Annotated in this window: 24 protein-coding genes; 6 read left to right on the top strand and 18 right to left on the bottom strand. The window is 69.7% G+C overall.

Annotated elements, in window-relative coordinates; genetic code table 11:
• Both Q7A36_RS33045 and Q7A36_RS33040 read left to right on the top strand, forming a co-directional pair.
• A partial coding sequence (locus Q7A36_RS33045) for a relaxase domain-containing protein (protein WP_305108063.1) occupies positions 1–2,071 on the top strand: 2,071 nt, incomplete at its 5' end.
• A 9-nt stretch (positions 2,072–2,080) separates the two neighbouring features.
• Entirely contained in the window at positions 2,081–2,293 is a 213-nt protein-coding gene (locus tag Q7A36_RS33040; protein ID WP_305108062.1) for a hypothetical protein, read from the top strand.
• Here Q7A36_RS33040 and Q7A36_RS33035 read toward each other — a convergent pair.
• The 17 genes from Q7A36_RS33035 to Q7A36_RS32955 all read right to left on the bottom strand — a co-directional run bounded on the left by Q7A36_RS33035 (position 2,290) and on the right by Q7A36_RS32955 (position 16,629).
• Entirely contained in the window at positions 2,290–2,715 is a 426-nt protein-coding gene (locus Q7A36_RS33035) for a GIY-YIG nuclease family protein (protein ID WP_305108061.1), read from the bottom strand. The genes Q7A36_RS33040 and Q7A36_RS33035 overlap by 4 nt on opposite strands.
• Positions 2,712–4,592, bottom strand: a complete 1,881-nt coding sequence (locus tag Q7A36_RS33030; RefSeq protein ID WP_305108060.1) for a type IV secretory system conjugative DNA transfer family protein — start codon at positions 4,590–4,592, stop codon at positions 2,712–2,714. Before Q7A36_RS33030 ends, Q7A36_RS33035 begins: the two co-directional genes overlap by 4 nt.
• Positions 4,592–5,635 carry an ATPase, T2SS/T4P/T4SS family gene (locus tag Q7A36_RS33025; protein WP_305108059.1) on the bottom strand — a complete coding sequence of 348 codons (1,044 nt, stop codon included), beginning with the start codon at positions 5,633–5,635 and terminating at the stop codon, positions 4,592–4,594. The genes Q7A36_RS33030 and Q7A36_RS33025 overlap by 1 nt, the downstream gene beginning before the upstream one ends.
• Positions 5,636–5,659: 24 nt before the next feature.
• On the bottom strand, positions 5,660–6,865 hold the full coding sequence (locus Q7A36_RS33020; protein WP_305108058.1) for a TrbI/VirB10 family protein: 1,206 nt from the start codon (positions 6,863–6,865) through the stop codon (positions 5,660–5,662).
• On the bottom strand, positions 6,862–7,866 hold the full coding sequence (locus tag Q7A36_RS33015; protein ID WP_305108057.1) for a TrbG/VirB9 family P-type conjugative transfer protein: 1,005 nt from the start codon (positions 7,864–7,866) through the stop codon (positions 6,862–6,864). The genes Q7A36_RS33020 and Q7A36_RS33015 overlap by 4 nt, the downstream gene beginning before the upstream one ends.
• An 8-nt stretch (positions 7,867–7,874) precedes the next feature.
• On the bottom strand, positions 7,875–8,648 hold the full coding sequence (locus tag Q7A36_RS33010; RefSeq protein WP_305108056.1) for a VirB8/TrbF family protein: 774 nt from the start codon (positions 8,646–8,648) through the stop codon (positions 7,875–7,877).
• A complete protein-coding gene (locus Q7A36_RS33005; protein WP_305108055.1) occupies positions 8,648–8,818 on the bottom strand; it encodes a hypothetical protein in 171 nt (56 codons plus the stop codon). The genes Q7A36_RS33010 and Q7A36_RS33005 overlap by 1 nt, the downstream gene beginning before the upstream one ends.
• A 14-nt stretch (positions 8,819–8,832) precedes the next feature.
• On the bottom strand, positions 8,833–9,738 hold the full coding sequence (locus Q7A36_RS33000; protein WP_305108054.1) for a type IV secretion system protein: 906 nt from the start codon (positions 9,736–9,738) through the stop codon (positions 8,833–8,835).
• A 6-nt stretch (positions 9,739–9,744) separates the two neighbouring features.
• On the bottom strand, positions 9,745–10,134 hold the full coding sequence (locus Q7A36_RS32995) for an EexN family lipoprotein (protein WP_305108053.1): 390 nt from the start codon (positions 10,132–10,134) through the stop codon (positions 9,745–9,747).
• Positions 10,128–10,835, bottom strand: a complete 708-nt coding sequence (locus tag Q7A36_RS32990) for a type IV secretion system protein (RefSeq protein WP_305108052.1) — start codon at positions 10,833–10,835, stop codon at positions 10,128–10,130. Before Q7A36_RS32990 ends, Q7A36_RS32995 begins: the two co-directional genes overlap by 7 nt.
• Positions 10,836–10,847: 12 nt before the next feature.
• Positions 10,848–13,421, bottom strand: a complete 2,574-nt coding sequence (locus tag Q7A36_RS32985) for a VirB4 family type IV secretion/conjugal transfer ATPase (RefSeq protein WP_305108051.1) — start codon at positions 13,419–13,421, stop codon at positions 10,848–10,850.
• On the bottom strand, positions 13,408–13,782 hold the full coding sequence (locus tag Q7A36_RS32980) for a hypothetical protein (RefSeq protein ID WP_305108050.1): 375 nt from the start codon (positions 13,780–13,782) through the stop codon (positions 13,408–13,410). Before Q7A36_RS32980 ends, Q7A36_RS32985 begins: the two co-directional genes overlap by 14 nt.
• 5 nt (positions 13,783–13,787) lie before the next feature.
• Positions 13,788–14,078, bottom strand: a complete 291-nt coding sequence (locus tag Q7A36_RS32975; protein ID WP_305108049.1) for a hypothetical protein — start codon at positions 14,076–14,078, stop codon at positions 13,788–13,790.
• Positions 14,075–14,686 (bottom strand): lytic transglycosylase domain-containing protein, encoded by a 612-nt coding sequence (locus tag Q7A36_RS32970; RefSeq protein ID WP_305108048.1) that lies wholly within the window; start codon positions 14,684–14,686, stop codon positions 14,075–14,077. Before Q7A36_RS32970 ends, Q7A36_RS32975 begins: the two co-directional genes overlap by 4 nt.
• Positions 14,683–14,964, bottom strand: coding sequence for a lysozyme family protein (locus tag Q7A36_RS32965; RefSeq protein WP_305108047.1), 282 nt, complete (start codon positions 14,962–14,964; stop codon positions 14,683–14,685). Before Q7A36_RS32965 ends, Q7A36_RS32970 begins: the two co-directional genes overlap by 4 nt.
• A gap of 24 nt (positions 14,965–14,988) precedes the next feature.
• On the bottom strand, positions 14,989–15,453 hold the full coding sequence (locus Q7A36_RS32960; RefSeq protein ID WP_305108046.1) for a hypothetical protein: 465 nt from the start codon (positions 15,451–15,453) through the stop codon (positions 14,989–14,991).
• A 186-nt stretch (positions 15,454–15,639) separates the two neighbouring features.
• The gene (locus Q7A36_RS32955; protein ID WP_305108045.1) at positions 15,640–16,629 is read right to left on the bottom strand and encodes a Bug family tripartite tricarboxylate transporter substrate binding protein; all 990 of its coding nucleotides are present in this window, start codon (positions 16,627–16,629) and stop codon (positions 15,640–15,642) included.
• Positions 16,630–16,782: 153 nt separating this feature from the next.
• Between Q7A36_RS32955 and Q7A36_RS32950 the strand changes: the two genes are divergently transcribed.
• Together Q7A36_RS32950 and Q7A36_RS32945 are read left to right on the top strand one after the other, a co-directional pair.
• Positions 16,783–17,748, top strand: coding sequence for a LysR family transcriptional regulator (locus Q7A36_RS32950; protein WP_305108044.1), 966 nt, complete (start codon positions 16,783–16,785; stop codon positions 17,746–17,748).
• Between the two features lie 109 nt (positions 17,749–17,857).
• A complete protein-coding gene (locus tag Q7A36_RS32945; RefSeq protein ID WP_305108043.1) occupies positions 17,858–18,280 on the top strand; it encodes a carboxymuconolactone decarboxylase family protein in 423 nt (140 codons plus the stop codon).
• On the opposite strand, the gene Q7A36_RS32940 is transcribed toward Q7A36_RS32945, so the two are convergent.
• Positions 18,277–18,594: a hypothetical protein gene (locus Q7A36_RS32940; protein WP_305108042.1), complete on the bottom strand. Its 318-nt coding sequence runs from the start codon at positions 18,592–18,594 to the stop codon at positions 18,277–18,279. The genes Q7A36_RS32945 and Q7A36_RS32940 overlap by 4 nt on opposite strands.
• A 257-nt stretch (positions 18,595–18,851) precedes the next feature.
• Between Q7A36_RS32940 and Q7A36_RS32935 the strand changes: the two genes are divergently transcribed.
• Positions 18,852–19,310 carry a hypothetical protein gene (locus tag Q7A36_RS32935; RefSeq protein WP_305108041.1) on the top strand — a complete coding sequence of 153 codons (459 nt, stop codon included), beginning with the start codon at positions 18,852–18,854 and terminating at the stop codon, positions 19,308–19,310.
• Positions 19,311–19,770: 460 nt separating this feature from the next.
• On the top strand, positions 19,771–20,466 hold the full coding sequence (locus tag Q7A36_RS32930; RefSeq protein WP_305108040.1) for a glutathione S-transferase family protein: 696 nt from the start codon (positions 19,771–19,773) through the stop codon (positions 20,464–20,466).
• Positions 20,467–20,604: the final 138 nt, after the last annotated feature.

Here is a 20,604-nt window from a genome sequence, read left to right as displayed (position 1 = left end):
ACTTCGTTTGGCGCCGCGGATCACGCCAAGCCGGGAAGCCCTGGAACACCTGTTGGCCGGCCATCAAGCGGACGGTCGTCCTCTGCCGCGCTACCGGTACGGCTCGGAGCGCGGCAAGAAGATCGTCGGCGTCCTGGTTACAGTGTCGCCGCATATCACGGTCTCCCTGGCGCGGGCCTTGGCGAAAACGGAAGCGGCGCGGGCGGTGTTCGACAGCGCCCACCGGGGCGCCAATGCCGCGGTCATGGCGGAAGCCGAGCGGGAGATCCTCGGCTGGACACGCCGCGGTGCGCAGGGGCGGGTCGAGGTCAAGGGCCGGGTCGGCCGGGTGGAGATCGACCACCAGACCACGCGGCGCACCCGGGACGGGCATGTCGCCCCGATGCTCCACACGGAGAACCTGGTCTTCAATGCGGTCGTCACGCCGGACGGCCACGTCGGCGCTTTCGACCTTCGCCGGTTGTCGGGCCGGGTGGCGGCGCTTGAGGTTACCTATCAGAAGGAGCTTGCCCGGCGCCTGCGCGCGGCCGGGGCCAGCCTGCGCATGGAGGACGGGGTGGCGGTGATGGCGGAGATACCGCCCACGCTCACCGCGACCATGGGCCGGCGCACGGCACAGGCGACCGCCTGGGCGCTGGACTTCGCCAAGCGCAAGCGGCTGGTGGCAGACGCCGCGACCGACCTCGACGACCTCGCGCCGCGGCTGCGGGCCGATCTCATCAAGCGCGGTGCTCGGGCGACCCAGCAGACCAGCCACGACGCAGTGGGCAACCGAGCAGCCTGGGTGCAGGAGGCTGCCGGTCATGGCTTCACACCGCGTGATTTGGTGCAGCCCGCCGGCGCCGCTCCCCAGGCCGGGCTGGGCGAGGGAACGATGCTGGAACGCACGGCCGCGCTGCGCCGCGCGGCGATCGAGCGGCTGCAGGCCACGGTGCACATGCGAGAGGCGGCCGCGGTCGAAGGCCAGGAGACGCCCTCCGTCGTCGGCGTCGCCTGGCACCAGCGCCTCCTGCAGGGCCTGCAGCAGGTCGCGCGCGAGGTGCAGCAGGCGGTGCGGGCGCTGGCGCCGCCGCCCTCCCAGCAGGCTGAGGACCGCCTGGCCGCGGCGCGCGCGGCGCTGCGCCGGCAGACCGGCAGCGTCTTGCGCGCGGTGGGCCACGGCCTCGCCTGGCGGGCCGGCGCGGAGGCCCAGGACTGGATCCGCGCCTATCGCCTGGGCCCGGTGGTGCGGGCCGCCGCGGCCGTGGTGCGCTGGGGTGCGGCGCGCATCCGGGAGGCCATGGCGACGCGCCGGGCCGTGCGGCAGGCCTCGGCCGAGGCCGCGCTGGAGCGTCCGGCGGCGCTGCGGGCGGCGGCGGTGGCGGAGCTGCCAGCCATGCCGGCCCGGGCCGCGGTGGCGGTGCGGGCCCGCGACATGCGTCAGCAGGCCCAGCAGCGTTCCGCCAGCGCGGTGGGTCTGGGCGCCAGCCCCGGCGCCCATCGCATGTTCAGCGACGCCCGTGCCGCCGTCCTGGTGCGGCAGATGGCCGAGGCCGCCAAGGAGGTGACCGGTCCGACCACACCGGAAGCCCTGGTGACCTACGGGCCGCCCGCGCCGCCGCGCCTGGGTCCCGCCCGGCTGCGGGAGGAGGTGCGGGCCAACCTGCCGCAGTTCGGCCCGCCGGTGCCGCCCGAGTTGGCCGAGACGACACCGCCCGTCCCCAGCCAGCCGGCGCATCCCCCGGTGCCGCTCGGCCCGGTGACCCGGCCCGGCATGCGCCAGGGCGAGGCGATGCTGGCCGTGCATGGCACGCCGCAGAACGCCATGAACGCCCGGGCTCGCACGCTCGGCGCGCTGGTGGCGGAAGGCCACATGGACCGGTCCGCGGCGGCCGGGGCGCTCTACCGGCTGTGGCGGGGCTTGGCCCGGCCGGAAGCCGTGAAGGCCGCGGACCCGGACAAGGTCTTCGCGGCCGCCGAGCGGCGCATCGACCAGGCAGCGGAGGATGCTTTCGTCCGCAGCCTGCAGAAGCAGGGCGCGGCCCTGCGCGGACCCTCGGTCCAGGAGCAGGGCCAGGCGTTGAGCCAGTAGGAGGCCACCATGGAAGCCAAGGACGTCAGGCAGGCCAGGGCGCGCGTGGAGCAGCGGGAGCGGGACTTCGTCCAGCAGACCGTCGCGCAGGGCAGGCAGTTGCGCGAGCGGAGCGCCGCCGCGGCCGCCACCCAGGAGCAGCGGGCCGCGCAGGCCGAGGGGGCGCAGCAGCGCCTGGCCCGGCGCCGCGACGACGCCGACCAGCAGGGGCAGGGCGTCTAGAGCCATCGCAAGGCGACGAGCGCGAGGACCAGCAGCAGGGCCGCCCGCGCCGCCACCACTCCCATGCCCCAGCGGGCGTGCCCGCGCCGCCGAAGGCGGCCGGCCGGGCGGGGTACGACGCGGCGGCCCAGGCGCCCGGCCGCCGCCCGCTCGATCGCCTCGCGGGCCTCGGGCACGGTGACGGAGAAGAACTCCCGGCGACCGTTCACCCGGTAGCGGTCCATGGCCACCTTCACCGCGGCCTCGACGGCGGCGCAGACCTCCACCTCCGCGAACCACGCCACCTGGAACGGGGAGGGGACGCCGGTGTGCGCGGACAACTCCTTCGCGCGCGCATACGGGTGCCGCTCCGTCATGCCCACCTTGACCATGCCCGGCATGGCCGGGTTGGTGAGGACGTAGACGTAGCCGGTGCGGGTCATGGCCGCCCCGCCCCCGGCTGGTAGGCGGTCACGCCGATGCGGTCGCGCACCTCCGGCCGGCAGAAGGCGATGGAGGCGCGGCAGCGGATGGGCGGCGCGGCGAGGTAGAGCAGGATGCGCTCGTCCGTGCGCATGTCCTGCATCAGCTCGTGCGGCATCATCAGGGCGCGGGCGGTGTCGCGGCTGCTGTGGCTGGTACCGCGGCTGCGGGTGCCCCACTCCAGGGCCCGGCCGGAGGTGCCGCTGTTGTGGCTCTCCGAGAACTCCTTGGCGCCGAAGGTGCCGAGTTGCTTCGAGAGGTGCTCGCTGGTCGAGAGGTCGCGCTGGGCGCCGTACATCAGCCAGGAGACGTTGCCGAACCACGCCCGCTTGCCGGCGGCACCCCAGACCTCCTCCACCTGGCCCTCGCTCTGGTAGCAAAGGCAGAGGGTGATCTTGTACTTGCGCCCCTGGTCGCGGGCGGTGCGCAGGGCCCCCATGGGGCCCCACAGCACCGCTTCGTCGATGAAGAACCACACGCGGCCAGTGACCCGGCCCTCGGCCTGGATGACCGAGTTGAGGGCGGCCGAGCCGATGGCCCGGCCGATCTCCGGCATGGCCTCGAGGGCGTCCATGCTGATCTGGCAATAGACGGTGGCGCGGCCGGTGCAGAGGTCGGCCAGGTCGAAGCTGTGCGTGCTGACCATGTTGGCGAAGCTCTCGACGTTGAGCCACGCGGTGCCCTGGTTGGCGTTGCTGCGGATGCCGTCGAAGGTGACCTTGGTGAGATCGAACAGCGGGGCGGCGAGGTCCCGCGCCAGCCGGCTGTGCGAGGTCTCGTAGATCGCCAGCAGCACGTCCCGCAGCTCCTGCTCGGGCAGGGTCAGCAGCCGCTTGGCCAACCGCAGGGTCTTCTCATCCGGCGTCAGGCCGGGATGCCACAGGACATGCGCCAGCAGCGCGGTGAACAGGTTGCGGCCCTGCTCGCGGAAGTAGGCCGCGTTGTCGTTGCCCTGGCCCGGCGAGGGCGGCGTGCGGCCGTAGCAGCGTTCCACAGTGGCGGTCAGGAACACCTCCGCCAACGGGTGCCCGGCGGCGATGGCCCGGGTGATCCACATGACCACGTTGGTGCCGTACTGCCCCATCGGGTCCAGGACATGCACGGTGTGGCCGAGCCGCAGCCGCCAGTCCGCAGTCATGCCGGCGAGCTCACCCGCCGGGTCGAAGATGAAGGCGCCGGTCTTCCAGTAGTCCAGTGTCAGGGAGAACGAGGTGGACTTGAACAGGCCGGCGGCGACCATGACCACGCCATGCGTGTTGCCCTCCCGGCAGTAGTCGAACATGAGCGGCGCCTTGCCGCCGGGCCCCCAGGTGTGCTGCCCGGTTCTCACATCCGGGTCGAAGCGCACCCGCGCCACGCCGGTCTGGTCCATGCGCACGGCCTCACCCAGCACGACGCCACCGATGGTGGGCTCGGGCTCGGAGGGGAACAGCTTGCGGACCTCGGCCATCGGCATCCAGTCCGCGGCGCCGTAGGTGTGGGAGGCGCTGCGGGTGACCAGGTAGATGCCGAAGGCCGCCTGCATGGCGCCGCGCAGGCCGCCCTGCTGCCGGATCCACAGCTGCGCCACCCCGGCCATGGCGAGGGCCGGCAGCAGCCCGGACAGGCCGAGATAGGCGGTCTCCTCGAGCGTCAGCCGGCCCGCCGCCGCCGCCATGCTGGCGTGCCACCAGAACACCGGCCGGGCGAGTGCCGGGACCGATCCGTCGAACAGCAGGTCGTCCAGGACCAGGAACAGCAGGGAGGCGACCAGCAGCCAGCCGGCGGCCAGGATGGCGCACCACAGCAGGCCGCGGGCGCCGAGGCTGGCCCAGCGCAGGGTGGCGGCGCTGCCCATCAGTCGTTGCCGCCGATCAGGTCGCGCAGGGTCTTGCCACGGCGCAGGGCGTCCGGGGCGAACCACACATCGCCGAAGCTGCGGACGCCGCGGCTGTTCTGGATGGGCACGATCAGCTCGATCGCCGTCTCCATGAACTCGATCAGCCGCTCGCCGTCCATGCCGCGCGCCTCCTCGGAGGCCTGGATGTTCGAGAACAGCCGGCGCACGGCCTGCTGCGCGGTGCCGCCGTGGATGGTGGTGGGGCTGCCGGGGTGGCCGGCCATGCAGTCGTTGAGGAACACCCAGGACGCCTCGGCGTCGCGCAGCTCCTGCAGCACCACGTAGTCCGGCCGGAGGCGCAGCGAGGCCCGCAGCAGGTCGAGCGGCGCGGCGCCGCCCCGCTTGAATAGCATGCGGACGTGGTTGGGCTGCCGCAGCACCGCCTCCCTGGCGTCCTCGATGACGCAGATGCGGGCGTCCTCGGGCAGCAGCACGGCATAGCTCTTGAGGACGTAGGTCTTGCCCGCCCCGGTGTCCCCGCAGAACACCGGGGTCAGGCGGCGCCGCGCGAAGCCGGCCAGGAAGGCGTCCATGTCGCCGGTGTCGAACAGCGCCAGGAGATCGTCGGCCGCGGCCCGCGCCTGCGCCTTCTGCGAGCCCCAGCGGTTCCACTGGCTCGCCTGGAACCGCTTACCGAGCTCGCCGCCCACCGGCACCTGCTCGTCTCCCCGCCGGAAGGAGAGGATCACGGTGTGGGGCATGGCGACAGGCGGCAGCAGGGCTTCCAGCCGGTGCCCGCTGGGCATGTCGGTGCTGATGATGCGCTGGCGCACCGCCGGGCGCGTCTGCGCCTCGGCCAGCAGGGCGATGCCGCGGCACCGCGCCTCGGTCAGCGCCGGGATGGCGTGGCGGTGCCACTGGCCCCCCAGGTAGTGCCAGGCCTCGCCCGGGGTGTTCACCGCCACGTCCTCGCCCTCGGCGAGCAGGGGGGCGATGGGCTCCACCGCCGTGTCCAGCGCGTCGCGCTCGAGAGCGGGGTCGAGTTCGAGCGTCTCGCTCATGGCACTCCACCTCCTGGACTGGCCTCACATGGCGGGGCAGGCCATCTGGTTGACGCGGCGGCGCTGCCGGCAGATGTCGTGGAAGTCGAGGTCCTGGCCGACCGTGACGAACATCGGCAGCGACCAGTCGCGCTCGGCTTCCGGCTGGCGGTTGAGCCGGTCGGCCAGCAGCCGGTTGGCCAGGCCCTGCCCGCCACCCCCGCTGGTGAAGCCGGACAGCGCGCCACCGAAGTTGTTGTAGGTGTTGCCGTTGCCCTGGTTGCTCTGGAGCAGCGCCTGCAGGGCGAGCGGGACGGCCTGGGTGGTGCCCTGGATCAGGGCGTAGAGCGCCACCGCGCCGGTCGTCTCCCAGAAGAAGGTGTTGATGTCGGCGTCGAGCCCGGACCGCCCCTGCGCGTCGCTGCCGAGGCCCTGCAGGTTGACCACGAAGCGGTCGCCGCTGGTGACGATGCGGCTGTAGAGCACGCCGAGGCGCGGCTGGCCCTGCGCCATGCCGCCGCGGATCTGCCCGTTGATGGTGGTGCCGGGCGGCAGCAGGCCGATGCGCAGGCCGTCGCCGCGGACCCACTGCGGCACCTTGCAGGTGACCAGGCCACCCATGGCCGAGTTGTAGGTCTCGACCGGCACGCAGGGGATCTGCGTGCCGGTCAGGATCATGTACTCCGGGTGCGGCATGAAGCCGGCCTTGGCCGCGGCGAGGCGGATACCCCCGTTGAGCTGCCCGCCAAGGCTGGTGGGGCTGTCGTCACCGCCACCGCCCTGCCCGCTGCCGGGTGGCCTGGTCGGCGGGGCGGTGTCCCGCGGCTCCTTGCCGTCCTCGCGCTGCGGCGTCGGCGCGGCCGGCGGGGTGTAGGTGGAGATGGTGATGGGTGGCGGGGGCCGCAGCCTGACCACCGGCGGCACGCCCGCCTGCCCGCCCTGCTGTCCCGCCAGGATGCGCTGGGCGGACCCCCGCTGGGCCGGGGCCGGCTGCCCCCCCGCTGGCGCGTTCTCGCGCGGGGTGCCGCGGTCCTGGCCGCCCTCGGGCAGCGCGACGAAGGGCTCGGCCCGCGGCACCTTGGGCTTCTGCCCGTCGTCCGTGTGCTGGCCGGGTGGGGCGGAGAACATGCCGCCGAAGGTCACCACCGTGAACAACCCCAGGACGGCGCCGCCGGCCATGGCGATCTTGGTCCAGGGCCCGGCCCGGCCGCGCCCTTGGTCCGTCGGGGTCGTCGGATCGAGGACGCTCACCGGGCCGCCACCCTCGGCCGCCCCGCCCACGGCGTCCGGATGGGCGCCACCGGCATCGTGCCGTGCCCGTCCGCGATCGGGCTGATGTTGACGACGCAACTGGCGAGGTCGCCGTGGCGCAGGATCAGCACCGGCCGCACCGTCCCCACCCGGATCACCGTGCCCCAGGGCTCGGGCTCCATGGCGAAGGGGGTCAGCGTCTCCTTGCCGTCGAGGCGAATCTCGTAGACGTTCGGCGTCGGCCGGGTGCCCTTGTAGCGCAGGAACGTCGTGCGCCCGTTGGTCCAGGCCTCGTCCGGGTGCAGCGCGGACCCGCTCCGGCAGACGCCGAGCTCGTAGCGGTCCTCCTCGGCCGGCACCGACACCGGCTGTGGCGGCGGGTTGTTCTCTCGCCAGAGGCGGGCGGCCTCGGCGTCGGCGGCCCGTTTGGCAGCCGCCTGCTTCGCGGCCCAGGCGCGCTCGCGGTCAGCATAGGTGAACTGCACGCCGAAAAAGGGCTGGGCCACGCCGCTGCGGGCCTCGGGTGGCTCGGAGCGCAGCTCGATGGCGTACTCGCCCGGCTCGCACGCCTTGCCCGCCTCCGGGCACCACTCCGTACGCAGGAAGAAGGGCTGCGGCGCGAGCTGGATCCGCGGCAGGACATAGATGGTGTTGAGGACCACCGAGACGCACATGTTGCGGTTGCAGGACTGGGTGCCCTGCGCCCCGCCGGCCTGCCCGGCCTGCGCCTCCTGCTTCCGGTCTTCCTCGTCGTAGGGGTCCGTGCCGTCGAGCGCGGCCATGGTCCGTTGGTCGGAGTAGATGACGCCGCCATTCACGACATGCTCGCGCGGGTCGAGGCGGATGCGCGTGGTCATGCCCGGCTTGGTGTAGACCATCACCACCTGCTGCGGGTCGTAGCGCACGCTGCGCAGCCGCGGGTCGGCGGTGACTGCCTCGGTGGAGTCCAGCGCCAGGGCGGGCCCGGCTACGACGCTGGCGGCGCAGGCCAGCGGGAGCATGCGGCGGGTCATTGCGGGCGCCCGTTCTGGGTGATGAGGTGCTGTTGCACGGCGTCGGGCCGGGCGCCGGGGTAGCTCCACACCTGGATGCCGGGTGCGTTGAACACCGTGCGGTCGATCCAGCCGTACTCGTCATCGGGATAGACTCCGGTGCGGTAGGCCACCGTGACGTGCATGGAGATGCCCTGGTCGGGCCGGCCGCGGTCGACCTCGCGGCGCAGGAAACGGAACTCGTAGCGGTCGTTGTCGCTGCCGACCGGCGAATAAGCGATGGGCTCGCAGGTGTAGTAGGCGCCCCGCGCGCCCAGGCGGTTCTGCGGCGCCAGCTTGTTGCTGTTCGCCATCACCTCGCGCCACTCCTTGCCGACGCGCTCGTCGCTCATGCGTTGGACGTTGACGAAGGCGCGGGGGGCTTCGGCGGGGTTCCAGCACTCCCGCCACCAGACATAGTTCCAGAGGCTGTTCAGCATGTTGTCCGTCTGGAACTTGACCGGCAGGCTGGAATAGGCGGCCGAGTGGACCTGCGAGCCGTCCTCGCGGGTGTAGACATAGACCACCCGGAGGGCATTGGCCGCGGCCAGCTCCACCAGCTTCTCGTTTCGGTAGAGCAGGTAGCCACAGGCGCTCGCCAGGCCAGCCACGGCCGCGACGAGCCCCCATGTGTAGCTGCGCTCCCGCCGCGCCATGCGCCGATTGGCGGCGAGGGCCGCGCGGAAATGGTCGTCCAGGCCCGCGGGCGGCACCGGGGCGACCGCGGGGAGGGGTTTCGCGAACCAGCCCATCAGCGGCACGCCTCCGTGGCGAGGCGGTCCATCTCCGCCTGCTGTTCGGGGCTGGGCTTCCAGCGGTCGGTGTTCAGGGCGAGCACCACCCCCTCGCATTTGGCCAGCTCGTGTTTTTCGGCACACGCGGTGGTGCCGAGCAGGACGAGGGTGAAGAGGAGGCGCATCATGGCAAGGGCTCCGGTCACTTGCGGCGCACGAAGCGGTTGAGACTGTTCAGCATCCCGGGCATGGACCGGGCCAGCGCGACGGCGCCGATCTGCGCAGCGGCGCCGGCCGCACCGCCGAACAGGGTGGGCACCGCCAGCATCGTGAGGGCATCCCCGACCAGTGCGTTGCCGACCTGCCCGAGATTGGCCAGCATCTGATCCACGCTGTTGTTGACGGCTTGATCGTGGATCGCGCGCAGCAGGGTGTCTTCGCTCTGCATGGACAATTGAAGCTGGATCGAGGCTGCGAGCTGGAAGATCCAGATGCCGACCACCAGCCCGACCCAATGCTGGAAGAACCCGCGCGTCCGCTCGAACAACTCGAACAGGATCAGCCACGCACCGACGCAGAGCAGCAGCCCCATGATGCGGATGGAGGTCAGCCAGATATAGGCCTGCAGCGCGACGCAGAACTGCATGCCGCCCCACACCAGCCACGTCATCATGCTGTTGCCGATGGCCGACACCGACCACGAGGTGTTCCTGGTGCGGATCTCGGCCGTCAGATTGTCGATCTCCTTGGAGATCGCATCGAACTGCTGCGGCATCGTCAGATTGGCGGTGCGAGCCGACGCGGCACCGGCGAGCGCGGTGGGAATTTTCTCAAAAGCGTAGTTTCGCACGTAGCCGACCCACAGGTTCGACAGAATGAAGGACACCACCACGGCTCGCAGCAGTCGGCCGACGAACGCGAACCCGGTAACGTACCCATTGGCGAACAGGAGGAACTGCACCAGCGTGTAGACGGGCAGCACCGTCTTGAGGACCGGGAGCACCACCTTCATTTCTGACGCCAGAACGTTGTCCATGCCGGTCCGCACTGCAGTGTACTGCTCGGCAAGCGCTGTGGCGTAGGAAGCTGCGGTGATGATCCCGGCCATGGTGAGCTACCGGCCCGCCGCCCGAGCGGCTTCGCAGTCGCTCAAGCGCGCTGCACCACGCGAGCATTGTTCGAGCACCACCGCCCGGGCGATGGGGTTATCTACGTAATACTGTCGGCTCGTCAGCAACTCGTTCGGGGTGGGCGTGTGCTGCTGGCGCTGCTCCCGCAGGTACGCGTCCCTGGCCGCTTGGTCGGCCGCGCGCTGCGCGTTGGCGCATTCCGGCATGCGTGCCGCCCGCTCGTCGTTCCGGCATTCGCGCAGCACGGTGTCGCGCTCGGCCGGGTTTGCCAGGAAATAGCTGACCGTGCGGCGGGACTGCGCCTCGGCCGAGGCGCAGCACGCGGTCAGGGCGAGGACGACCGCCGTAGCGGTCCGCATGTGGCGGTTCACCATCTGACGTCCCAAACCTCCTTGGTGTTGTCGTACCAGGTCGCCGCGGAGAGCCGGGCGAGCTCGCGGTCACGCATCTCGTCCACCCGCGCCTGGGTGGTGGCGAGCAGCTGCATGCGCTGGGCACGGCCGGTGTCGTTCTGCAGCGCCGCTTCCTCGGCCGCGATGCGGGCCTGCAGGTCGGCCGATTCCTTGAGGTCGGCCGTGGCGCTGGCCTTGGCGCGCAACGCGCTGATGCCGAGCACGCGGGCCTCGGCGGCGGCAATGGCGTCGCGGGCGTCCTGCTGGAGGTTGGCCAGCGAGAGCCGGCGTAGCGCCATCTCGCGCGCCTCCGGGTCGTCCCCGGTCGGCTCCGCATAGGTGTTGCCGCGGGCGAGCGCGGCCGCGTCGCCCCAGGTGAAGTTGCCCTGCAATGCGCTGGCGATCTGGAAGTTGGAGATTCCGGGGAGCTGCAAGTCAAGGTCCGCCAGCACGCCGCCGATGGTGTAGAGCGGGCGCGGGCCGGTGATGCCGTTGTAGATGCCGATCGCCTGATCGAGCTGCGATTTCATCTGCGCCGCCTGCTTGGCCCAGTACGCGGCGTCCTTGGCGATGGCCGTGGCGGTCTGGATGATGCTGGCGTTGTCGTAGACGGGGATGTCTTGCGCCCATGCCGGGCCGGCCAAGGCCAGCGCGGTGGCGGCTGCGAGCAAGCTGTGCTTCATCGCGTCTCCCTCCTACGCGGCAGCCTCGGCCTGCCGCTGCCAGAACTCCTCGAGGTTCCGGCGCATGTCGCCTGGGCCGTTCTTCGCCTGAATGCGGCGGAACAGGCGCACGCTGTTCGTGGTGCCGGAAAAGATCGCGAGATACTTGCGCAGCGTCTCGCCCGAGAGGTCGAAGCGGTTGACGCTGGTTTGCCCGTCCTTCCTGAAGATCAGGACGGAGCGGTACGGCAGCGAGAACATCCCCCGCTGCACCATCTGGAACACCGGCTCCGGCACGCCGAGGCCGTCCACGTAGTCGGCCCGCTCGGCGGCGCCGTTGCGGAATAGCACCAGCTTGCGCGCCTGCTTGACGATGGCCTTGCCGGCCTCGTTGTTCAGCAGGTGCTCCGGCATCTGGGCGATGGCGATGAACGCCGTGTTCCGCTTGCGCCCGCGCAGCGCCAGGCCCTTGCCGAGTGCCGAGAAGTCCGGCCGCTCGAAGTAGGCCGGCGCCTCTTCGCACCACACCAGGCACCGGCGGCCGTCCATCATCTCGGACGCCATCCAGAGCAGAAGCTGCCCCATCGCAGGCATCACCAGCGGATGGTCCTTGATGGCGGTCAGGTCCACGCCGACCAGTTCCACGTCGAAGTCGATGCGGTGCGCCTGGCCATCGAAGGTCCAGGCCAGCTCGCCCCGGTACTTGCGGCACCACCGCTCGAGGGCGGCTCCGGCCCCACCCTCCTGGAAGCCCATGAAGTCGCGGATGATGCCGAGGTGACGGCGCTCCGCCGGCACCTCGCCCATCACGAAATCCACGCCCTCGCGGATGCCCTGGATGTCCTCTGCGCCGGGCTCCGTGCCGGCCAGCCGGCAGAGCCCGGCCACCAGCATGCGCAGCATGGCGCGGGTCCTGCGGGTGTCGGCCAGGCGCAGCGGGGCCACCCCGCTATCCTCCTCGGCGAGGACCGGCATGTAGCTGCCGCCATTGGCGATGATTGTCTGCTCGTTGGAATGGTCCATATCGAGCAGGATCTGCGTGCCGGGCCGCTGGCCGGCCCGCACCAGGGCGCGGGCGGCAGTGATGTTGGCGCCGAGGTAGGTGGTCTTGCCTTCCCCGTTCGGCGCCACCATCGCGAGATGCGCCACGTCGCCCACGAACAGGTCGTCCACGAACAGGGTGCCCGCGGTGGTCTGCATGGGCAGTGTCGGGCCGCCCCAGCGGAAGCTGTCCGGGCCGCGCGCGAAGCCGGCCACGGGGGCCAGGGAGGCGAAGTAGTCGGTGGGCAGGATGCCGGCGCGGATCTGGCACATGCGCGGCGCCCCGGGCGTCTGCGCGATCAGCGCCGACTTGGCTCCGCGCCCCTCCGCCGCAATGCGGATGCCGGCGTTGACCAGGATCGTCTTGGCCCTGGACGCCAGCGCGTCCACCTGCCGCATGGCATTGCGGTAGCGCCGGCGGGCGTACTCGGCGCCGGTCTCCTCGGTCTGCCGGATAATGGCGGGGTCGGGCTCGGCGTGGAAGGCGAGGGACCAGCGGCAATAGCCCCGCATCTGCTGGCCGGTGGCGACCTCGGTGATCGCCGCCTTCATCTTGGCGGCGCCCGCCTCGTACTCCTCCCCGGCCGTCTCCATGAGCCGGCGCAGGTGCTTCATGTGGTCCTGCTGCTGGCCGCGGTTCATGAAGCGGATGTGATTGGTCAGGACGAAGTTGCCGTCGAGCGCCAGCAACTCGTCGAACTGGTTCTGCCAGATGGTCCTGGGGAACGCGGTGACACCGTAGACCTGGCCGAAATGGCCGTCCGTACCGCCGGCCCCGTAGCGCACCTCGAAGCCGCCCCGGCCGGCAATGGGGTCGTGCGCGGCCAGGGCTGCACCCAGCGTGCCGGGCGGTGCCACCAGCGGCTGCGGGTGGTGCTTCGTGGTGCGGATGAGCTCCAGCGCCTCGGCGATCTCCGAATACAGCAGATCGCTGCCCTCGGGACCGGGGCGCAGGCCCAGGCGCACCGGCCGGGCGTCCCGCAGCAGGCCCATGGCGAGGCCCATGGCATCCTCGAGCTGGCCCATGCGGTCGTCGTGCGCCGCTCTCTCGTCGTCGCGGGCGTCGGCATCGGCTCGGTGCCTGTCCTGCCACAGTCCACGGATGGCCCTGACCGGCGGCAGGCGCTTGAGGACGTCGGTGGTCATGGAAAACGGGGTGCCGCGTGGCCGCACCAGCACGGTCAGGAACCAGTCGTTGACCCGCAGGCCCCGGCGGACCTCCCGTGTCCAGTCCTCGAGGAACATGGCATCGAAGGCGGTGACGGCGGCGGGCCGGCCCGGCAGGGGCGGGATGCCCTCATGCCGGACCAGATGGATGAACGCCTCCACGTTGTCGTCCGCGATGGCGTTGAGCAGGGCGACGAGGCGCAGCAGCGCGCCGTTGCGGTCCCTGTTGGACGCCAGCGCAATGGGCGGGCCCGGCATGCGCAGCATGCCCATCACGGACCCGTCGCGCAGCAGCATGGCGCCGGGCGCGCAGTGATCGAGATAGGGCAGGAAGCGCGTCGGCGCGGTCTCGAAGCCGCCGCTGTAGCCGAAGACGCCGGCGAGATTATCGAGGGGCATGGCCCACCCCCCGCGTCTCGCGGTCGGTCAGCGGCAAGGCGCAGAGGCGGGCGCCGCCCCAGCCGTCCTTGCCGCCGATATCGAGGAAGCGCGCGTCGGTCGCCAGCCAGGCCAGGAGGTTGTCGAAGCCCCACAGATCCCGGGCGACCGCGGCCTTGGCGGCGACCCAGACGATGACGAGGCTGGCAGCGAGGGCGATCCCCGCCGCCCAGCTATCAATGAACACGACCCCGAGGGCCGCCGCGGCGACAAGTCCCGAGCCGAGGTTGCGGGGCAGGCCCAGCCACATCTGCGGCAGGGTGACTTCCACCTCACAGGTGGCGGATTCGAGCGGCACATCCGCGGGCTGCCCGGCGTCCATGGCGGTCAGGAGCCGAAGATGGCCTGGGCGATAGCGGAGCTCTTGGCCGCGCCGAGGATGCCGACCAGCATGATGGCGCCGGACCACCAGGCGAAGCGGCCAACGGCGAACATGACGAAGGCGCCCATGACCATGATGGCGGCGACAGCGCGAACCACGACCACGGCCCAGTTGTAGGCTGCGGTGACGCCAGCGCTGATATCGGCCTGCGCGAGCGCGACGTGCGGCATCAGGGCAGCGCCGAGCACTACCGTGCAGGCGAGGCCAGCCGTGACCGAGGGTATGCGGAGGCTCATGGATACTCCTCCTTCGGTGCGTCGGGGGACGGAGGTTGTGCTGGCGTCTGCTGGTGGCGGGCACGGGCCTGGCGCTCCCTGCAGAGCGCGAGGGCCCAGGAGTCGAAGCTCGGCGCGCACAGGGGCGGCTCGGCTGGTGGGGGCTGTTTCGGTGCGGGAAGCGCCGCAGCAGGGGAGGGAACGACGTCGTTGGCGCGGCCTGCGGCCACCACGCCTTGCACGTAGCCATTGGCGAAGCCACGGCCGGGCGTGCCGGTGTTGTACAGACTGAAGGCGGTCAGCACGGCCGCGGAGGCCGCGGCGTTGCGGCAGGGGTCGAACACCGTCTCTGCGTCGAGCCCGAGCCAGCGCCAGTTGCGCACGTTGATCTGCCCGAGGCCGGCGTCGAAGTCGCGACCCTCCGCCAGCAGCCGACGCGCCACCGCCACGGCCTCGGCCGCGTTGGTGGGCTGCCGCGCGAGGCGCGGCCCAGCGTTCACTCCAATGGCGAAGGGGTTGAAGCCGCTCTCGTGCCACCAGATGCCGGTCAAAGTACCCGGTGCCACGTCCGGTGCGCATTGCACCGCCAGGGCGGTGGCGGCCGCCAGGGTCAGGGCTGCGGCGCTCATGAAGTGAAGCCGCGCCCAAAGGTCGGTGAGCCGTAGCCCGGCTGCCCGTAGCTGCCGTAGGCACCGCGGCGGTATGTGCGCTGCGAGTGATTGCTGTCGGTCACCGTGCCGCCAATGAAGGCTGCAGTCGTGCTGGCGCCCGCACTGACGGCGATGGCGAGCACGCGCAGACCACTCTCGGCTCGGACGATGGCGGCCAGCGTCTCGGGCGCGATGCCGGGCACGCAGGCGGCGGCGAGCGTGTGGAAGGCAACGAGGGCCAGCGCGGCGGCGGTCATGCCGCGCCCCAGGTCTGGACGTCGCTACAGGTCGGTGATGCCCGGCAGGCGCGCGATGAGAGGATCGTCCACGGCGAGAACCCAGGTCCGCCCACGCCAGCCCCGATCCGCGAGATAGCCCAGCATGGCCTCAAAGCTGGCGAAGCCGCGCGAGGCCTTCCCACGCTGCGTCCGCAGCACGCACCATTCGCGGGTGCCGGCGAAGCGTACGCAGGGGATGAAGGGCTTATCGCGCGGGTCGGCCAGCTGATCGGGCCGCCGGTAGACAACCAGGACCCGGCGGATGCGGGCACCATGGGCGATGGCGGCTTGCAGCTGTGCTTCTGTAATGCCTGGCTTCGGCACCTCGCTCCCGCCGGAATCTGCCGGGACGGGAACGTATTCGCCAAGGTCGGCGCTGCGAAGGGCAAAAGCGATCCGCCGTGCCGCCCAGGTTGGCACGCCGGCCAGGGCTTCTCGCGTGCTCGACACCCCTCCATCGGCATCCATCCCGCAGGAGCCTGCTGCCTGAGCCTTTGCTGCATGCAAAGGTCATTTATCGTTAGATGGTTTTCGGCAAAATAGGTGATGGAAATTGGCATTTCCGTACACCCCTGGCGCTTCACTCTGCTGCGAGGATTATGTCTGGCCGGTCATTCTGTGTGTCGCCACCCCGGACAGGGAGAGCGCGGGCGGTCAGCCGTCGAGCCGAATCCCAGCAGTGCGCACCAGCTCGCCCCAGCGCACCGCCTCGGCACGTACGAAGGCCGCGAACTCGCCGGCCGTCCCCGGCGTGGGTACCGCACCGAGTTCGCCGAAGCGGTTCGCCAGCAGTGGGTCCCCCAGGCTAGCCTCGAGCGCGCCATTGATGGTCTCGACCAGCGGCGCCGGCGTCCCAGCCGGTGCCACCAGCCCGCCCCAACCCACCACCTCAAAGCCGGCGCTGACCGTCTCAGACACCGTTGGTATGTCCGGCAACCGGGGCAGGCGCTGCGCTGTGGTGACTGCGAGGAGGCGCACCTTGGCGGCAGAGGCCTGTGGAAGCGCGCTCGTCACCGTATCGAACATGACCGGCACCACGCCCGCCACCAGGTCTGCCATTGCCGGGCCACTCCCACGGTAAGGGACATGCTCCAGCAGGATCCCGAGCCGGCGCGCGAACAGAGCCGCAGCGAGGTGCGGTGTCGTGGCCGGGCCCGCTGAAGCGTAGCGCGTCCCGGGGTTGCCCCGCAGCCAAGTGACGAGTTCGGGCAGTGTGGTCGCCGGCACCGACGGATGAACCACAACCGCGAGGGCGATGTCGAAGAGCTTCGCCACAGGTGTCAGGTCACGTTCGACGTCGTACGGCAGGTTCGGCATCAGCGCCGGATTGACGGCGAGGGTACTGACCGCGCCGACCCCCAACGTGTGACCATCCGGGGTCGCGCGCGCCACCGCCTCGGTACCCGGCACGCCTACTCCGCCGGCGCGATTCTCAAAGACAACCGGCTGCGCCACACGGCGCGACAGAACGTCACCGACGAACCGCGGGAGCACATCGGTGGACTGGCCTGGCGGGAAGGGCACGATGATCCGCACCGGCCGGTTCGGCCATGTCGCTTCCGCATGAGCAACACCAGCCCGGGCCAGGAGTGGGACCTGCATCGCCGCCGAGAGGAAGTCCCGCCGCACCGTGCTGCCGAGCATGCTCGATCTCCTATTCTGCTCCGCCGAATGCCAATGGGGCTGCCACCAATGTCGGTTGTGAGAATGCATCCGAGCTCTTGGAACCGGGTACCCCCAATTTCCTTATGCCCTCATAAGTTGCAATCGTGGATGATCGGACGCGGGCAGCCGCTCATGACGTCGACTCCGGAATGGCAAGACCGCATTGCCCGCCGCATGCGCCTACGCGACCTGCACATCTTCAGCGTGGTCGTGCGTACCGGCAGCATGACCAAGGCCGCGGCTGAACTTGGCATCACCCAGCCGGCCGTCTCGCATACGATCTCAGATTTGGAAGCAGCGGTCGGCAACCGTCCGCTGCTCGAACGTACACAGTCCGGCGTTATAGCAACGCCCTATGGCAAGGTGCTCCTCGAACGTAGCTCAGAGAGCTTCGACGCACTGCATCACGCAGTGCGCGACATCGAATTCCTTGCCGATCCGGGTTCCGGCAAGGTCAGCGTCGGCGCCTCGGAGTCGTTCATTTCGAGCGGCTTCCTGGCAACGGCAATCGACAGGATGATGCAACGACATCCGCGTCTCTCGATCGAGGTCGTAGACGTGAACACGGCCGAACTCGATTTGATTCGGTTGCGCGACCGCAGCCTCGATGTCGTACTCGGTCGTACAGCAGTCATGGAGGCGGGCGCAGACGTCGAGGCTGAGGTGCTCTACGACGAGCCAATCCTGGCCATTGCCAGCGCTCAAAGCCGATGGGCGCATGCCTCGGCGCTCACCCTTCACGGCCTGAGAGAGGCTCCCTGGCTTTTGGCGCCACCGGGAACCGCCGTCCGTATGTTGGTGGACGACGCGTTCCGGGCTGCGGGAGTGGAGCCACCGCGGTCGAGCGTGACGACTTATTCGATGCAGTTGCGCATGCAGTTGCTGACGCGTGGTAACTCTGTCTCTTCGTTGCCGGCTTCGCTGCTTCGCTTGAATGGCGATCACTGGGGACTGCAGGTTCTTCCGGTGACGCTTGGGAAGCCGCTGCCGGTTGTAGCAATCACCCTTCGGCGGCGGACCCTCGGACCTGCGGTGCGGCTCTTTCTCGATTACCTGCGGGAGGCCATTATCGCGCTAGACACTGACAATCATCGCTAGCGGCGGCGGGGGAACCTGCCGACAGAACCCGGGGCCACAAGGGATGGCCATTTTGCATGCCATGGCACATGCTGTTGCCTCCCTTAGGCTTTAGACGACGGAGGCCGTCATGACGCGCGCGGCAACGGCACAGGGCGGCGACCAGCAACGCAAACTGGTTGAGTACAACGAGGCATCGCCTGAGGTGCGGGTTGTATTCGACGACATAATGGCCGCGCGTGGCATGTCGGATGTCGGCAATCTCTGGAAGGCATTAGCGATCCACCCGCCAACGCTCGCCCGCACCTGGGCCGGCGTTCGGGAGGTGATGAGGCCTGGCGCCTTGGACCCGCTCACGAAAGAACTTCTGTACCTGGTTGCGTCAATGGTGGCGGGTTGCACCTACTGCACAGCGACCCATACCGCTTTCGCCCGCGCCCGTGGCATGACCGAGGAGATGTATGGCGAGTTGCTGGCGATCGTCGGAATGGCCGCTGAGACGAACCGCTTTGCTGAGGTCCTGCAAGTGCCAATCGAAACGGCAGCGCGTTAACGGGACGGAACCCGCCACCAGTGGAAGTCATGGCTGCGGCCGAGCTCCGGCAAGCCGCTCCGAGGCGGGCCCTTCAGCCGCCGCAGTGGGTCGGTGCGGTCGAGCAAGCGGCGCGCGATGACGTGGGCGATCGGCACCGCCACATGCTGGGCCTGTCGCTCTAGCCGGCCCTCGACCATGAGCAGCCGCGCCCCAACCAGCGCCGTCCGATTCCGCTCGCCGACCTGCACAGAGACCAGGATGTCGGCCACCCCATGCTCATCCTCAGCGGTGACGAACACCACCCCCCTCGCAGTGCCCGGACGCTTGCGCATCTGCACTAGCCCGAGCAGCCGTGTATTCACGCGCCCTCTCGCATCGCGACCAGCCGCCGCGTACGGTACAACCCGAGCCGCTCCAGCGCGGCTGATGCCAAAGCGTACGGCACAAGCCCCGGCTTTCCCGACAGGCAGCACGTGGCCCTCTCCCCGTCCGGATTTCGACAGGGCAGAGGCCGGTCGTGGCCCCATGGTATGATCATGCCAACTCAGCCGGTGGCGAGATCGGCAAGCGCATGCCAGGGGACTGTAGGATGCAGGAGTGGACAACGCCTGAGGAGGAGGGAAGCCGCGAAGCGGCAGCGCATTTTGTAATGATCATCCAAGGGGCGATGCCCTGGGCGGGTGTGGTCGAAGGGATCGCGGGCGTAAAGGAAGCCCTGCTTCGAATCCTTTGGGCAGATCCCGGCAACGTAGTGCTTGAGGATGTCGCGAACCTACTCGCCTCACTGGACGAGCCGAAGATCTGGGCAGCGCACGGGACCGGCGATGGCCGCCCTTATTGGCATTGTTGGTTTGGCTACGAGGGAGGCTCCGTGACGATCCAGCGGCTGACCGAGCCGGCGGCGTCGGACCTCGCTTTAGGCCGCTTGCGATCAAGGCTCAACGAGATCCTTGGCGTGCTCATCGACTGCGCCACCGACCTACGAAGACTGATAGCGGGCAGTCAGCGAGAAGGTCTTGTCACCCACCGCTGTTCTGGTCGGGAATGATTGGAGGGCCTTCCGCCTTGCAGACCAGTCGGACACCACCAGTTCTTTTTGCGTCATGATTCAAAATGCGTCATCGTCCAGGAATTTTGAAGATCTATAGACCGTTGGCTGTGAAACGAATTTTTGTTTATAATGTTTCCCTGCCCTGAACTGCATAATTCGTGTTATATCGACCCGTCTTGGCGTTGACACATCGCGTAGGCAGCGAGGGCATACTTCCTGACGGCATCCGTGAGCCGCAGCATGTGTCAGCCTCTCGGCGGGCTGGTATTCGCCGGGCATCCTGCGCGGGGCGGGTCGAACTTCGGAGGGACGTTGCGCAAAGATGCGGTGCTGGTACGGTATCTCATACCAACGCCGGTGCACGACGTGACGGGTAATGTGACAGCCTGAACAGATCGGAGAGCGTGCTGAACCGCGGTTGTGCACTCGACCGCTCATGGGCCGGCTCGGAGGAATGATGACCGGTGAGGACGAGCGACCCGTGCTGTTCGGCGCCGTCTACAGCGTCTACACCCGCATTGCGCGGCTCGCGCTTGAGGAAAAGGGCGTCCCGTACCGGCTGTCAGAGATCGACATCTTCGCCCCGGGCGGCCCGCCAGCGGACTACCTGACCCGCCACCCCTTCGGTCGCATCCCCGCCTTCGAGCACGACGGCTTCCGGCTCTACGAGGCGGGGGCCATCGCGCGCTACGTGGACGAGGGCTTCCCGGGCCCGCCGCTGCAGCCGGCCGATGCGCGGGCCCGGGCGCGCATGAACCAGACCATTTCCCTCCTCGATGCCTATGCCTATCGCACCCTGGTCTGGGACATCTTCGTCGAGCGCATCCGGGCACCGGCGGCCGGGCGCGCGCCGGACGAGGCGAAGGTCCGGGCCGCCGTGCCTAAGGCCGAGGCATGCCTCGGCGCGCTCAGCGCGATCTTGGGCAACGACCCCTGGCTAGCAGGCGCTACGCTGAGCCTGGCGGATCTGCATGCCGTGCCGATGCTGATCCTCTTTCGGCTTGCCGAGCCCGAGGGCACTTCACCGTGGCCGCGGTTCCCGAAGTTGCAACGCTGGTTCGAGGCGATCGCCCGTCGGCCGTCCGTCCTGGCAACGCCGTCGCCGATCGAGGGAGTTTGCCCGGCGCCGGATGGGCTGACACCGGGTGCCTGACCCAACTTGAACAGTTCCGAGCGAACGATCCATGAACGGCGTGGCGTAAACCTTTGATCCGATTGGGCCGGCTTACGGAGGCAATTTGGGGTGTGGTGCTAAATTCTGCAGCCTAAACGGCTGTTTTGCTTGACCGAA

The sequence above is a fragment of the Paracraurococcus lichenis genome, assembly GCF_030657435.1.
Lineage (GTDB): Bacteria > Pseudomonadota > Alphaproteobacteria > Acetobacterales > Acetobacteraceae > Paracraurococcus > Paracraurococcus lichenis.
The sequence above is the reverse complement of the archived record's forward strand: the minus strand, read 5'-3'. Positions and strand labels throughout refer to the sequence as shown.